This is a genomic window from Caldimonas taiwanensis NBRC 104434, assembly GCF_001592165.1.
In the GTDB taxonomy this organism is placed as follows: Bacteria; Pseudomonadota; Gammaproteobacteria; order Burkholderiales; family Burkholderiaceae_C; genus Caldimonas; species Caldimonas manganoxidans.
In genome coordinates this window covers 196,033-209,531 of the sequence record NZ_BCWK01000003.1, presented here as the reverse complement: position 1 = coordinate 209,531, position 13,499 = coordinate 196,033, and the positions used below count along the sequence as shown (strand labels likewise).

Sequence of the window (13,499 nt, the reverse complement as noted above, 5' to 3'; positions counted from 1 at the left end):
CTGGCGGCTTCAACAGGGGGCTCGAGGCTCAGACCCGCAGCGATCCGCGTGTGGCGGTGCCGAAGGCGCGCCCTGGCACGGCCCGGTAGACGGGCTGCGGCTCGGTGGGAATCAGCACGTCCATGGCGCGATCGAGCGCGGCCGTGGCGCGCGACAGGCTCTCACGCTGGGCCGCCACGGCGCCGGTGGCCCGCACCAGACGCTGGCGCAACGCACGGGGCACCTGAGCGCCGTGGCGGGCCGCTAGGCTGAAACGTGTCACCGCCTCGGTCAAGGCGCGATGCAGTTCGCCGGCGCAGCGTTCCAGCGCCGTGGCATCGCGTGACAGCAGCGCATCGCCCAGGGCCTGCAATCGCGTCTCCACCTCGGCGATGGCGGGTTCCAGGTCGCAAGCAGCGGTGGCCGCCAGGGCGGCCGTGGTCGGGGGCAGGGCGTGTGCAGACATCGGTGGCTCGGTCCGGAGGAGAAGGTCTGGATCAGAGAGGAGCCGGGGCAACTGGCCCCGGGCAGGCATCAGCGATTCATGCGTTGAAGCAGCTCCTGCGCGTTGGCGATCAATTTGTCGGCAATCGCCTCGGCATTGGGCTTGAAGGTGCCGTCGGCAATGGCTTGGCGGATGGCGGCCACCTTTTCGGCATCGAATTCGGGCGTGCTGGCCATGAGACTGGCCGCGGTGCTGGACAGCTTCACGGTGGCGCTTTCGCTGGGGGTGGAGGCTGCGGTGGCGGTGCCAGCGGCAGCCGGACGTGCCTCACCTGCGGCCAGGCGGCTTTGGCCTGCTGCAAGGGCAGCGGAATCCGTGGTGTGAACGATCTTCATGACCTGCTCCTGGACCGAGTCCGGTCCGACATGATCGCTGTATCGACCGCTCGATGGCGAACTTGAGCCCCGATCTCGAAATTTTTACATTTGGTCACAAATTCACCTCCAGCACGCCCTCGGCGCTGGCCACGCCGGTGACGATGCGGCCGTTGTCCGTGCGCACGCGGGCCAGGCGACCGGCCAGTCCGGGCGTCAGCGCCCGTCCCTGGCTGCTGACGGCAAAACCTTGGCCTCGAGCGATGATGCGCACCGTATCGCCGCTGGCAAACCACTGTATCGGCCGCAGATGACTGTCTCTCAAGACCTGGCCGGCTGCCAGAGGCCGGGCCAGTACCCGGTCGGTCAGTGCGGATGCATCGCTGAGCGCTGGTGAAGGCTCGGCCGCCCAGTCGGCTTCGACGGTGCGCAACAGCGATGCTTGCAGCCGCGTGCCTGCTGGCAGCGCGCTGACGGCCACGACGGCCGGACCGAACACACGCACCGTCACCGGCAGGAACACATTCCAGCGTGTGGGTCCTTCGACGCAGCGCACCCCGACGCGGGTGCGGCCCCATGGCCGCGCACCGGCCGGCAGATAGGGCTCCATGCGTGAGCACGGCGCCAGTCTCACCCGGGCATCGAGTGCACCGACCTCCACCTCGATGCGGGTGGGGCGGGCTGCGGGCGCGCCCGCGGCACTCGACAGTTGCTGATGATGAGCCTGGGCCAGCGAACGCAGCTGCGTGGGCAGATCGATGTCCAAGGGGTTTGCGGCAGCGGGCATGCCCACGCAGGCAGCCCACACGAGCCAGCATCCGAGCGTCGGTCGGTGCAGGAGGCGGTGGTAGGGCGTGCAGACGGGGTTCATGGCGTTTGGCACTTCGACCCAGCGCACTTTAGTGCCGCGCCTGTGGCCTGCGGGGCGGGAAATGGACAGGTTTTGTGCGGCTATTTCCACTAATGTTCGGCGGCTTGGCGCAGAACAATGGCCCTCAATCTGCCGGCCCTGCATCCCCTTGGGGCTGCCGAGCCGGACGCCGCGCCCCGCATGGGCGCACGGGAATGGCGCCATGTTGGACCGTCTGACTCAATCGCTGAACTTCCAGTCCGAGGCCTTGGTGCTGCGGGCCGAGCGCCAACGCATCATCGCCAGCAATATCGCCAATGCCGACACCCCCGGCTATGTGGCGCGCGACATGGACTTTGCCGCGGCGCTCCAACAAGCCACCGCCGGGCGCAGCAATGCAGCCGCAGGCCCAGTGATGCTCACCAGCCATGCCGCACACATCGCTGCGGCGCCCCCCGCTCGCACGCCCACCACGTTGCTGTACGCACGGCCTGCGCAAACCAACCTGGACAGCAACACCGTGGACATGGATCGCGAGCGAGCGGCCTTTGCCGACAACGCCGTGCGCTACGAAGCCACGCTGCGCTTCATCAATGGCAGTGTGCGCAGCCTGCTCAGTGCCATCACCGGACAGTGAGGAGCGACGCATGTCGATGTTCAACATCTTCAACATCTCGGGCAGCGCAGTCAGCGCTCAGTCGCAACGGCTGAACACGGTGGCCAGCAACCTGGCCAATGCAGACACCGTGGCCGGCCCCGACGGTCAGGCTTACAAGGCGCGCCAAGTGGTCTTCCAGACCGTGCTGATGGGCGCCCACTCCGGCGACGTCTCGGCCGCTGGTGTGAAAGTCGCCAAGGTCGTCGAAGATGCCACCCCTGGGCGCCGCGTACACGACCCGTCTCATCCGCAGGCCGATGCCGAAGGCTATGTCACTTACAGCAATGTCAACGTCGTGGAGGAAATGGTCAACATGATCTCCGCGTCGCGCTCCTATCAAAACAATGTCGAGGTCATGAACACGGCCAAGAGCCTGCTGCTCAAGACCTTGCAAATGGGCCAGTGAGTCCGCACCCCCTGAAGGCAAACCATGGACCTGTCCGCCATCAACGGTACCACCAAAAGCAGCACCTCGGGCATCTCCACGAGCAATGACATCGGGGCGCAGGATCGTTTCCTGAAGCTGCTCGTGGCACAGATGCAGAACCAGGATCCGCTCAATCCTTTGGACAACGCGCAGGTCACCAGCCAGATGGCGCAAATCCAGACCGTCACCGGCATCGAGAAGCTCAATGCCAGCCTGCAGACCATGGCGTATTCCTTCACCCAGGCCCAGGCGCTGCAAGGCGCGGCGCTCATTGGGCGCGACGTGCTGGTCGCGGGCAACCACATGAACATCGTCGACGGCGAGGCGCGCGCAGCCTTCGAGTTGCACGGCGATGCGGACCTGGTCAATGTGGAAATCATCGATGCATCGGGCCAGGTGATCGACCGCCTCAGCCTGGGCGCCCTGGGCAAGGGCCGCCATCATTTCGTCTGGACGCCGCCGCAAGGCACGCAGCCATCGCAGGTGAGCTTCAAAGTGAGCGCCACATCGGGCAAGACGACGATCCAAGCCGACACCTTCGCCCGTGAAACCGTCGGTGCCGTCAGCACCACGGCCAACGGCCTCGAACTCGATCTCTTCAGCGGAACGACCGTGCCGTACAACAAGGTCGCTGCTGTGGTCTACCACTGAAGCGAGCCCGCTTCACCATCCACGAGGACAACGCACCATGGGCTTCCAGCAAGGTCTCTCCGGTTTGAATGCTTCGAGCAAGAACCTGGACGTCATCGGCAACAACGTGGCCAACGCCGGCACCTTCGGGGCCAAGACGGCACGTGCCGAGTTTGCCGACATGTATGCCGCCGCGATGAACGGCTCTGGCGCCACCAACATCGGCATCGGGGTTCGCCTGGCCGCGGTGGCCCAGCAATTCACCCAGGGCAACATCACCACCACCGAAAATCCATTGGATCTGGCCATCAATGGCGCAGGCTTCTTCCAAGTGGCCGACGTGGTGCGCGACCCCAATGCCGCTCCCAACACGCCGCCTACGATGGATGGGCCGCCGTTGTACACGCGCAATGGGCAATTCAAGGTCGATCGCAACGGCTACATCGTCAACAATCAAGGGCAGGTCTTGTTGGGCTACGTGGCCAATGCCACCGGGGTCATCACACCTCAGCAGGCGCGCCCGATCCAGCTGCCCACCGCGGGTATCAACCCGAATCCCACCACGGCGATCGAACTCGAATTCAACCTCGACTCGCGGGCGGCCATCACCCTCCCAAGCGGTGGCGGCATCAACTTCAACGACCCGACCACCTTCAACAACGCCACCTCGGTGACGCTGTTCGATGCGATGGGACAAGACGTTGCCGTGACCTATTATTTTCAGAAGACCGCGGCCAACACCTGGGACGTGTATGCCACGGCCAATGGCGTGCCGCTGATGGGCACCAGCGCCAGCCCGGCTCCGGTGGCCACGATCAACTACCCACCGGCCTCGGGCGGCAACCCCACGGCCGCCGGTGGCGGCTCGATCACCTATTACATGGGCGGGGGTGGCACTTCGACGGACGGACGCATCCCCATCGACGTGCCGGCCACCGTGCGTCCGGATGGCAGCTCGACCTTGCCCATCAACGGCATCGAGCTCAACATGGGCAACTCCACCCAGTACGGCACCACCTTCGGCGTGACCAACCTGACGCAAAACGGCTATGCGCCGGGTCAGTTGGTGGGGGTGACGATCGACAGCAGCGGCATCATCATGGCCCGCTTCTCCAACGGTCAATCGCGCCCGGCCGGTCAAGTCGAGTTGGCCACCTTCCGCAATCCGCAGGGTCTGCAGCCTCTGGGTGGCAATGTGTGGGCGGCCACCTATGCCTCGGGCGACCCGACCGTCAGTGCGCCGGGCTCGGGCAACATGGGGGTGCTTCAGGCCGGCGCCTTGGAGGAGTCCAACGTCGACCTGACGGCCGAACTGGTCAACATGATCACCGCACAGCGCGCCTACCAGGCCAATGCCCAGACCATCCGCACGCAGGACCAAGTGTTGCAGACGCTGGTCAGCCTGCGTTGATCCTCAGGCTTGAACCGCAGGAGCCTCCATGGACCGCATGATCTATCTGGCCATGTCCGGCGCCAAGGCCACGATGCAGCGCCAGGATGTGCTGGCGCACAACCTGGCCAATGTGTCCACGACCGGATTTCGCGCCGAGTTGCAGGCGTTCCGGGCCGTGCCGGTGCGCGGCGACGGTGCCAGCACCCGGGTCTATGCGTTGGAGACCACCACTGGCTACGACGCTGCGCCCGGCCCGGTGCAGCACACCGGCCGGCCGCTGGATGTGGCCCTGCAAGGCAATGCCTGGTTGGCGGTGCAGGCGCTGGACGGCACCGAAGCCTACACCCGTGCCGGAGCGCTCACCGTGGCGGCTGACGGCACGTTGATGACGCAAAGCGGCCTGGTCGTGCTTGGCGATGGCGGGCCGATACAGGCCCCGCCCAATGCGCAGCTGAGCATCGCGCCGGACGGCACCGTCAGTGCGCGAGCCCCCAATGGACAAAACCTTCCGGTGGCCCGCTTGAAGTTGGTGACGCCCGAGGCCGCGCTCAAGCGGGGGGCGGACGGCCTGTTTCGCAGCGCCGACGGCCAGGAACTGCCTGCCGACCCGAATGCCCGCCTCCAAGATGGCGCGCTCGAAGGATCGAACGTGAGCGCCATCGAGACCATGGTGGCCATGATCTCCGCGGCGCGCCAGTTCGAGCATCAGATGAAGATGCTCAAGACCGCCGAGCAAAACGAAAACGTCTCGGCCAAGCTGTTGTCGACCAACCCCTGAAGGAGCTCCTGCCATGATGCGTTCGCTATGGATCTCGAAGACCGGCATGGAGGCTCAACAGATCCAGCTGGATCATGTCTCCAACAACCTGGCCAACGTGGCCACCACCGGCTACAAGCGGTCCAGCGCCCAATTCGAGGACCTGATCTATCAGAACCTGCGTCAAAGCGGCGCCAACACGGCCGAGCAAGCCCAGTTGCCCACCGGATTGCAAGTGGGCCTGGGCACCCGCGCTGTGGCCACGGCACGCAGTTTCACCCAAGGCAGCTTGCAACAGTCCAGCAACCCGCTGGACGTGGCGATCAATGGCAACGGCTTCTTCGAGATCCAAATGCCCGATGGCACCTCGGCCTATACCCGGGACGGCTCGTTCAAGACCGATGCCACCGGCCGGCTGGTCACCAACAATGGCTTTCCGGTGGCCCCAGGCATCACCATCCCGCCCAATACCAGCAGCATCACCATCGGAGCCGATGGTGTGGTCACCGCCGTGGTGCCCGGCTCGGCCCAGCCGGTGCAATTGGGCACCTTGCAGCTGGTCAGTTTCGTCAATCCCGGCGGCTTGGATCCGCGGGGGCAAAACCTCTACGTCGAGACGGCCGCGTCCGGCCCGCCCACGGCCGGCGTGCCCGGCAGCGAAGGCTTGGGCACCTTGCAGCAAGGCTTTCTCGAAACGTCCAATGTCAACGTGGTCGAGGAGTTGATCGGCATGATCCAAACCCAGCGAGCCTACGAGCTCAACTCCAAGGCCATCCAAACCTCCGACCAGATGCTGCAGCGCCTGGCTCAGCTCTGAGACTCACCGATCGAGGACCGATGATGCAACGCTGGATCTCCTGCAGTCTGGTCCTGGGTGCGGGCCTGCTGGCCGGCTGCCAGACCCTGGCCCCCAAGGTCGAGATGCCCGAGACGATGACCGCACGGCCCCAGGCCGTGGCCTATGCGCCGGCTCACAACGGGGGGCTGTTCCAAGCGGCCAGCTATCGACCATTGTTCGAAGATCATCGCGCCCGTCTGGTGGGCGACAGTCTCACGGTCAACATCGTCGAGCGCGTGCAGGCCAGTCAGCGTTCGGCCTCCACGGTGGAGAAAACCGGCAGCATCTCCGGCAGCATCACGGCCTTGCCTGGCATCAATCCCAACTCGTTCGGGCGTGCCAGTGTGGGCGGCAAGTCCGAGAACACTTTCTCCGGCAAAGGGGGCACGGAAGCCACCAACAACTTCACTGGCACCATCAGCGCTACCGTGCTGGAGGTGCTGCCCAATGGACACCTGATCATCGGTGGCGAAAAGCAGATCGGCTTGAATCAAAACGTGGAAGTGATGCGCTTCACCGGCCGTGTCGACCCGCGTTCGATCCAGCCCGGCAACGTCGTCAATTCCTCGCAGATCGCCGATGTGCGCATCGACTACCGTGGCCGCGGCCAACAGGCTGAAGCGCAGGGAATTGGCTGGCTGGCCCGCTTCTTTTTGAGCGTTATTCCCTTCTAAGCGAGGCCAACAATGTCCTCAAGTTTCGAGGACATGGGCCGATGAATACCCGCTACGATCGATTTCTGCGCTTGGCCATCGCCGTGGCGGCCGTGGCCGCCAGCACGGCGCTGTGGTGGCCCGTGCCGGCGCAGGCCCAGCGCATCAAGGAGCTGGCTTCCGTTCAGGGGGTGCGCCCCAATCAGCTGGTCGGCTATGGCCTGGTCGTGGGCCTGGACGGCACGGGTGACCAGACCACGCAAACGCCTTTCACGGCCCAGAGCATCACCGCGATGCTGCAGCAAATGGGCGTGTCCATTCCGCCCGGCGTCAACATGCAGCTCAAGAACGTCGCCGCGGTGATGGTGACGGCGCAATTGCCCCCCTTTGCTCAACCCGGCCAGACCATCGATGTGAACGTGGCCTCGCTGGGCAATGCGAAATCCTTGCGCGGTGGCACGCTGATCGCCACCCCGCTGAAGGGTGCGGATGGCCAGATCTATGCGCTGGCGCAAGGAAACCTCATCGTCGGCGGGGCCGGGGCCTCGGCCGGCGGCAGCAAGGTCCAGGTCAACCACTTGAATGCCGGCCGCATTCCTGGCGGGGCGACCGTCGAGCGCAGTGTGCCCACCCCGCTGCACCAGGGCGAGTATCTGCAACTGGACCTCAACGCCGCCGACTTCCATACGGCGCGCCAGGTGGCCGAGGCGATCAACCGAGCCAAGGGCGAGGGCGTGGCCGAGGCCCTGGATGGGCGTACCGTGCGCGTGCGTGCTCCCCAATCGCCGGGCGAGCGCGTGGCCTTTCTGGCCGACATCGAAAACCTCAGCGTACAGGGTGCGGCTCCGGCGGCCAAGGTGGTCCTCAACGCCCGCACCGGCTCCATCGTGATGAACCAGGCCGTCACCCTGCTGCCGGCGGCCGTGGCACATGGCAACCTGTCGGTCACCATCAGTTCCACGCCGGTCATCAGCCAGCCCGCGCCGTTTTCGCGTGGCGAGACCGTGGTGGCCGAGCAGGCCGACATCCGCATCAAGCAAGACGGCGGCTCGCTCATCGAGGTGCCGGCCGGCACGCAGCTCACCGAGGTGGTGCGCGCCCTCAACGCCTTGGGGGCCACGCCCATGGACCTGCTGGCGATCTTGCAGGCCATGAAGGCAGCCGGCGCCTTGCAGGCCGAAATCGAGGTGATCTGATGAACTCGCCCTTGACGCCGCTGCAAGGCCTGTCCAGCGACGTCCAGTCGCTGGATCGGCTTCGTGCTCGCGCAGGACAGGACCCGCGCGCGGCCGTGAAGGAGGCGGCCCGTCAGTTCGAGGCCGTGTTCATGCAGGAACTGCTCAAGAGCATGCGCGCCACCACGATGGCCTCTGGCCTGACCGACAACGCCGGCGCCGAGCTGGGCACCGAGCTGCTGGACCAGCAATATGCCAATGGCCTGGCCGGCTTGCCCGGCGGATTGGCCGACATGATCGTGCGGCAGCTGGAGCGTCACATCGGCCCGCCGGCCACGTCCCCGGGCCCGGCGGCGCCGCGCCCGCTGCCTGCAGCCCTGTCCGCCCCGCGTGCCGTGGGGCCGCAGGGTGAGTTTCTGCGGGAACACTGGTCGGCCGCACAGCTGGCCGCACGCGAGACCGGCATTCCGGAACAGTTCATTCTGGCGCAGGCTGCCCACGAATCCGGCTGGGGGCAGCGCGAGATCCGCAATGCCGATGGCAGCCCTTCGTACAACGTGTTTGGCATCAAGGCCACGGGGGGCTGGAAGGGCAAGGTGGCCGAGGTCGTCACCACCGAGTATGTCAACGGCGTGCCACGCAAGATGGTGCAGAAATTCCGTTCGTACGACTCGCTGCACGAGGCCTATCGCGACTACGCCCGCCTGATCAAGAACAACCAGCGCTATGCCCGCGTGATCGAGCAGGGGCAAACGGCCCAAGGTTTCGCGCAAGGACTGCAAGAGGCCGGCTATGCCACCGACCCGGCCTATGCCGACAAACTCACGCGCGTCATCAACACCACCTTGCGACTGCAGCGTGCCATGAGTTAAGGATCCATCATGAGCGGACTCATCAGCCTGGGCACACGCACGATGTTCGCTGCGCAGGCGCAGCTCAACACCACGGCGAACAACATCTCCAATGCCAACACGCCGGGCTATTCGCGCCAGACGGTGCAGCTGGAGACGGCCGGCGGCCAGTTCACCGGGGCTGGATTTTTCGGCAAGGGGGTGAAGATCACCACCGTCGAGCGGGCCCACAATGCCTTCCTCAGTGCCGAGGTGGCCAACACCGCGGCCGTGGCCGCTGGCGACGCCACGCGCTTGGATTACCTGCAGCGCATGGAGAAGGTGTTCCGCCTGGGCGAGTCCGGCCTGGGCTTTGCAGCCGGACAGTTGCTCAATGCCTTCGTCGACGTGGCCAGCAATCCGTCGGATGCTTCGGCGCGTCAAGTGGTGTTGTCGCGCTTGGAATCACTGGCCTCACGCTACCGCTCGGCCGCCGGCGAATTGACCGCGCTGCAACAGGGCCTCACGCAGGATCTCAAGACTTCCATTGCCACCGTCAACGAATTGACCCAGCGCGTGGCCGACCTGAACCAGCAGATCGCGCGCGTCAAGGGGCTGGGCCACCAACCCAACGACTTGCTCGATCAGCGCGACCAGCTCATCGCCGAAATCAGCCAGTTCATTCAAGTCACGCAAATCCCGGCATCCGATGGCACGGTGGGTCTGTTCATTGCGGGCGGGCAGCGCCTGGTGCTGGGCAATGACGCACTGCCGCTCACCCTGGTGCCGGACCCCTACGACAACAGCATCGGCCGGCTGGGCCTGCGTGAGGCCGGGGTGGACCGGCCGCTGGTCGAAAGCAGCCTGGGCGGCGGCACGCTGGCGGGCATGCTGCGCATTCAGAATCAAGACCTGCCCGCGGCGATCAACCAAGTGGGGCGCATGGCCGCGGTGCTTGCGGCCCGGCTGAACGAACAACAGGCCCTGGGCTACGACCTCAATGGCAACGTCGGCGGGCCCTTGCTGAGCACCGGTTCACCGCGCAGCTTGCCGCATGCGAGCAACACCGGCACGGCGCAGGTCACGGTGGCCATCACCGAGGCCACGGCCTTGGAGGCGGCTGACCATGAGCTGCGTTTTCAGGGCGGGGCCTGGCAGCTGCGCCGCCTGCCCGATGGGGCGTGGTCGCCCTACACGCCGGGCACGCAAGTGGCGGGCATCACCCTCAGCGTGCCGGCAGGCACGCCTGCCGACGGCGATCGATTCCTGATCCAGCCGGTGCGCTTTGCCGCCACGGACCTGCGTGCGGCCTTGACCGATCCGAACGGCATTGCGGCAGCCGCCCCGGTGGTGGCTGCGGTCAGCCCGGCCAACCAAGGCACCATGGGCGTGAGCACCTTGTTGCCCAAGCAGGCCGATCCCAACCTGGGGCAGCCGCTGCAAATCGTCTTCACCTCGCCCACGACCTTCAATATCGTCGGGACGGTCAGTGGAACGCCCAGCACCACCCTCGTGCCTGGTGAGCCCATACGCATCAACGGTTGGGAGCTGAGCGTCACTGGGGTGCCTCAGGCCGGCGACGTGATCGAGGTCCGCTCCACCGCGGTGACTGCCGGTGCGCTGGCCAGCAACAACGGCAACGCGCTGGCCTTGCTGGCCTTGCGCGACGAACCCATGGTCGGTGGCGAGACCCTGACCGACGCCTATGCCAGCGTGCTGGCCGACGTGGGCATCCGCGTTCAAGGAGCCCAGTCCTCGGCCGAGATGTCCAAGACCATCGCCCGCGAGGCCCAGGTGGCACGCGACGAGCTCTCGGGCGTCAATCTCGATGAAGAGGCCGCACGGCTCATCCAGTTCCAGCAGGCCTACCAAGCGGCGGCCAAGGTGCTGCAGGTGGCCCAGCAAGTCTTTGACACCATCTTGCAGACGGCCGGCCGCTGAGCTGCCCTGATCTCTCGGAGACGACCTCATGCGCATTGCCACCGCCACCGCCTACCAAGTCGCGATCCAGAATCTACAAGACCGGCAGGTCGATCTCACCGAGACCCAAGTGCGCTTGACCAGCGGCAAGCGCGTGCTGCGGGCCGGCGACGATCCCACCGCCGCAGCGCGTGCCGAGCGTGCCGCAGCCGCGATCGATCGCTCGACCGTCTCGCAGCGCGCCGTCGAGGCCAGCCGCACGGCCATGACCCTGGCCGAGAGCGCCTTGGGCAATGCCGTGAACCTGGTGCAGACGGCACGCGAAACCCTGGTGGCCGCCGGCAACGGCAGCTATACCGCCGCCGAACGCAAAGGGCTGGCCGCGCAACTGCAGCAGATTCGCGACCAATTGTTGTCCATCGCCAACCAACAGGACGGTGCCGGGAACTATCTCTTTGCCGGCCAGGGGGCAGCCGGCGCCCCCTTCGTCAGCTCGCCCAGCGGTGTGCAATTCACCGGGGTGGGCGGTGTGGTCTCCGTGGCCTCCGGCGAAGTGTTGCCGGCCACGGTGGATGGACAGGCGGCATGGATGAGTGCGGCCACCGGCAACGGTGTGTTCGAGACGCAACGCGTCAACGTCAGCGGTGCGGCCTGGATCGATGCCGGTCGCGTCACCGACCCGGCCTTGGTGCAAGACCTGCGCTATGACGTGACCTTCAGCGTCACCGGCGGCACCACCACCTACACCATCCAGCCGCGCGATCCGAACACCGGCACTGCCGTCGGTGCGCCCAGCAGCGGCACCTACCAGTCGGGCTCGGCCATCTCGATCGACGGGATTGCGTTCACCATCACGGGCACGCCTGCCGACGGCGATGAATTTCGCATCATGCCCAGCACCCCGACGTTGAGCGTCTTCGATGCGCTGGACCGCGCGATCGAAGGCTTGCGTTCGGACAGCGCCGCGCCGACCGATGTCATACAGACCACCAACGATGGACTGCGCAATCTCGACTCGGTGCTGGCGCGCCTGCAAAGCGTGCGCAGTGCCGTGGGCGACACCCTGCATCGCATCGATGGTGTCGAAGACCGCCTGTCGGCTCTCAAGCTCAACGCGCAAACAGATCGCTCGAATGCGGAAGATTTGGACATGGTGCAGGCCATTTCCGAGTTCCAGAACAAGCAAACCGGCTACGATGCGGTGCTCAAGACCTACAGCATGGTCCAACGCATGAGCCTGTTCCAGTACTTGGGCTGAATCCCTTCACCTTCCGCCTCGAACATCGCTGCCCATGGACAACGACGTGCTGCGCAACATCGCGCTGAGCTATTCCCCGATGGTGGACCGCCATCGCAAGATCGTGGCCACCCGTCTGACCGTCTCGTCACTGCGCACCCAGGAAGTGCTCAAAGCCGACCAGCTGCTGGCGGCCATCGCCGAGGTCTGGCCCGAAGGCGGACAGCCGGTCTCGCTCAACGTGATGAGCGAGACCTTGCTCAACGACCTGCTGCGCGCGCGGCCGCAGTCATCGGTCATGATCGAGATTCCATCGTTCATCGCTTGCGATCCGGCCAACACGCAGGTCATCGCCCAGCTTCACGCCCGCGGCAACGTCCTGCTGCTGCATGGCCGCCCACCTTCATTGCTGCCGCGCGAGCTCCTGCCGTGTTTCAAGCATTCCATCGTCGATCTGGCCGATGATCGCCGCAAGAACGAGATGCCAGGCCAGGTCGAGTCCGGCATGGCGCGCCACATGGGCTTCATTCAGAGCAACGTGCGTACCGTGGCCGAGATGGAAAGCAGCTTCGCACGTGGGGCGCTGGCCATCCTGGGCTGGCCCATCGAGGAGGTGACCAGTGCGGCGGCATCCTCCGGCGGCCGAGCCGGGCAGCCGGACATGGCGGTGCTCGTCGAGCTGATCCGCCGCGTCGACGCCGGCGAAGACATCGACAAACTGGAAGCCGTGCTCAAGCGAGACCCCTCGCTGGCCTACCAGCTCATGCGCTACATCAACTCCCCGGCCTTTGGCCTGTCCGTGGAGATCGGCTCCTTCCGTCATGCCATCATGCTGCTGGGCTACAAGCGTCTCAAGCGCTGGCTGGCCCTGCTGCTGGCGACGGCCAGCAAGGACGCCAACATGCGTCCGGTCATGTACGCCTCGGTGCGCCGGGGCATCTTCATGGAGCAGCTCGTGGCTCACATGGGCGACGAAGAGATTCGTGGCGAGGTGTTCATTTGCGGCGTGTTCTCGCTGCTGGACAAGATCTTCCAGAAGCCATTCAGCGATCTGCTCCAGACCATCCCGGTGCCCGAGCGCGTCTACCAGGCCTTGGTCGACGGCGAAGGGCCGCACCATCCCTACCTGGAACTGGCCCGCGCCGTCGAGACCGAGACGGCCCCGGTCATCCATGAATGCGCCGACCCTTTGCTGCTGAGCCTGCAGGAAGTCAACCGCGCGGTGCTGGCCACGCTGACCATGGCCAACCAGCTCGACTGACGTTCCGGGGGGGCGTGGCCGGCCCCGGGTTTGCGCTGCCCCGGGGCTGGTCTACACTGAGGCCCACAAACG

General features: G+C 65.7%; 15 protein-coding genes. 12 read left to right on the top strand and 3 right to left on the bottom strand.

The window, feature by feature from the left end; translation table 11 throughout:
* Positions 1-28 precede the first annotated feature (28 nt).
* From CTA01S_RS04320 to flgA, 3 genes are all read right to left on the bottom strand, one after another.
* Positions 29-445 (bottom strand): hypothetical protein, encoded by a 417-nt coding sequence (locus tag CTA01S_RS04320; protein ID WP_019559155.1) that lies wholly within the window; start codon positions 443-445, stop codon positions 29-31.
* Between the two features lie 68 nt (positions 446-513).
* Positions 514-819 carry a flagellar biosynthesis anti-sigma factor FlgM gene (flgM, locus tag CTA01S_RS04315; protein ID WP_019559156.1) on the bottom strand — a complete coding sequence of 102 codons (306 nt, stop codon included), beginning with the start codon at positions 817-819 and terminating at the stop codon, positions 514-516.
* 94 nt (positions 820-913) lie between these two features.
* Positions 914-1,585 carry a flagellar basal body P-ring formation chaperone FlgA gene (flgA, locus tag CTA01S_RS04310; RefSeq protein ID WP_156824482.1) on the bottom strand — a complete coding sequence of 224 codons (672 nt, stop codon included), beginning with the start codon at positions 1,583-1,585 and terminating at the stop codon, positions 914-916.
* A 286-nt stretch (positions 1,586-1,871) separates the two neighbouring features.
* Between flgA and flgB the strand changes: the two genes are divergently transcribed.
* From flgB to CTA01S_RS04250, 12 genes are read left to right on the top strand one after another with little or no spacing between them, the layout of a single operon-like run.
* Positions 1,872-2,285, top strand: coding sequence for a flagellar basal body rod protein FlgB (flgB, locus tag CTA01S_RS04305; protein WP_062192546.1), 414 nt, complete (start codon positions 1,872-1,874; stop codon positions 2,283-2,285).
* Between the two features lie 10 nt (positions 2,286-2,295).
* Complete coding sequence (flgC, locus tag CTA01S_RS04300) at positions 2,296-2,712, top strand: flagellar basal body rod protein FlgC (protein WP_019559159.1); 417 nt, start codon at positions 2,296-2,298, stop codon at positions 2,710-2,712.
* A gap of 24 nt (positions 2,713-2,736) precedes the next feature.
* Positions 2,737-3,384, top strand: a complete 648-nt coding sequence (locus CTA01S_RS04295) for a flagellar hook assembly protein FlgD (protein WP_062192543.1) — start codon at positions 2,737-2,739, stop codon at positions 3,382-3,384.
* 37 nt (positions 3,385-3,421) lie between these two features.
* A complete protein-coding gene (flgE, locus tag CTA01S_RS04290) occupies positions 3,422-4,774 on the top strand; it encodes a flagellar hook protein FlgE (RefSeq protein WP_062192540.1) in 1,353 nt (450 codons plus the stop codon).
* A 28-nt stretch (positions 4,775-4,802) separates the two neighbouring features.
* Complete coding sequence (gene flgF, locus CTA01S_RS04285; protein ID WP_019559162.1) at positions 4,803-5,534, top strand: flagellar basal-body rod protein FlgF; 732 nt, start codon at positions 4,803-4,805, stop codon at positions 5,532-5,534.
* A 13-nt stretch (positions 5,535-5,547) separates the two neighbouring features.
* A complete protein-coding gene (flgG, locus tag CTA01S_RS04280; RefSeq protein ID WP_019559163.1) occupies positions 5,548-6,330 on the top strand; it encodes a flagellar basal-body rod protein FlgG in 783 nt (260 codons plus the stop codon).
* 20 nt (positions 6,331-6,350) lie between these two features.
* Positions 6,351-7,025, top strand: coding sequence for a flagellar basal body L-ring protein FlgH (locus CTA01S_RS04275; protein ID WP_019559164.1), 675 nt, complete (start codon positions 6,351-6,353; stop codon positions 7,023-7,025).
* 41 nt (positions 7,026-7,066) lie between these two features.
* A complete protein-coding gene (locus CTA01S_RS04270) occupies positions 7,067-8,200 on the top strand; it encodes a flagellar basal body P-ring protein FlgI (RefSeq protein ID WP_062192535.1) in 1,134 nt (377 codons plus the stop codon).
* Complete coding sequence (flgJ, locus tag CTA01S_RS04265; RefSeq protein WP_019559166.1) at positions 8,200-9,051, top strand: flagellar assembly peptidoglycan hydrolase FlgJ; 852 nt, start codon at positions 8,200-8,202, stop codon at positions 9,049-9,051. The genes CTA01S_RS04270 and flgJ overlap by 1 nt, the downstream gene beginning before the upstream one ends.
* A 9-nt stretch (positions 9,052-9,060) precedes the next feature.
* On the top strand, positions 9,061-10,950 hold the full coding sequence (flgK, locus tag CTA01S_RS04260; protein ID WP_062192530.1) for a flagellar hook-associated protein FlgK: 1,890 nt from the start codon (positions 9,061-9,063) through the stop codon (positions 10,948-10,950).
* 28 nt (positions 10,951-10,978) lie between these two features.
* Complete coding sequence (gene flgL, locus CTA01S_RS04255; protein ID WP_019559168.1) at positions 10,979-12,187, top strand: flagellar hook-associated protein FlgL; 1,209 nt, start codon at positions 10,979-10,981, stop codon at positions 12,185-12,187.
* Positions 12,188-12,221: 34 nt separating this feature from the next.
* A complete protein-coding gene (locus tag CTA01S_RS04250) occupies positions 12,222-13,427 on the top strand; it encodes an EAL and HDOD domain-containing protein (protein ID WP_062192523.1) in 1,206 nt (401 codons plus the stop codon).
* Positions 13,428-13,499 lie beyond the last annotated feature (72 nt).

What these genes read in the sequence shown, in the direction of transcription:
- CTA01S_RS04320 (WP_019559155.1), bottom strand. Translation starts at nt 445, where the DNA reads ATGTCTGCACACGCCCTGCCCCCGACCACGGCCGCCCTGGCGGCCACC.
- flgM (WP_019559156.1), bottom strand. Translation starts at nt 819, where the DNA reads ATGAAGATCGTTCACACCACGGATTCCGCTGCCCTTGCAGCAGGCCAA.
- flgA (WP_156824482.1), bottom strand. Translation starts at nt 1,585, where the DNA reads ATGCCCGCTGCCGCAAACCCCTTGGACATCGATCTGCCCACGCAGCTG.
- flgB (WP_062192546.1), top strand. Translation starts at nt 1,872, where the DNA reads ATGTTGGACCGTCTGACTCAATCGCTGAACTTCCAGTCCGAGGCCTTG.
- flgC (WP_019559159.1), top strand. Translation starts at nt 2,296, where the DNA reads ATGTCGATGTTCAACATCTTCAACATCTCGGGCAGCGCAGTCAGCGCT.
- CTA01S_RS04295 (WP_062192543.1), top strand. Translation starts at nt 2,737, where the DNA reads ATGGACCTGTCCGCCATCAACGGTACCACCAAAAGCAGCACCTCGGGC.
- flgE (WP_062192540.1), top strand. Translation starts at nt 3,422, where the DNA reads ATGGGCTTCCAGCAAGGTCTCTCCGGTTTGAATGCTTCGAGCAAGAAC.
- flgF (WP_019559162.1), top strand. Translation starts at nt 4,803, where the DNA reads ATGGACCGCATGATCTATCTGGCCATGTCCGGCGCCAAGGCCACGATG.
- flgG (WP_019559163.1), top strand. Translation starts at nt 5,548, where the DNA reads ATGATGCGTTCGCTATGGATCTCGAAGACCGGCATGGAGGCTCAACAG.
- CTA01S_RS04275 (WP_019559164.1), top strand. Translation starts at nt 6,351, where the DNA reads ATGATGCAACGCTGGATCTCCTGCAGTCTGGTCCTGGGTGCGGGCCTG.
- CTA01S_RS04270 (WP_062192535.1), top strand. Translation starts at nt 7,067, where the DNA reads ATGAATACCCGCTACGATCGATTTCTGCGCTTGGCCATCGCCGTGGCG.
- flgJ (WP_019559166.1), top strand. Translation starts at nt 8,200, where the DNA reads ATGAACTCGCCCTTGACGCCGCTGCAAGGCCTGTCCAGCGACGTCCAG.
- flgK (WP_062192530.1), top strand. Translation starts at nt 9,061, where the DNA reads ATGAGCGGACTCATCAGCCTGGGCACACGCACGATGTTCGCTGCGCAG.
- flgL (WP_019559168.1), top strand. Translation starts at nt 10,979, where the DNA reads ATGCGCATTGCCACCGCCACCGCCTACCAAGTCGCGATCCAGAATCTA.
- CTA01S_RS04250 (WP_062192523.1), top strand. Translation starts at nt 12,222, where the DNA reads ATGGACAACGACGTGCTGCGCAACATCGCGCTGAGCTATTCCCCGATG.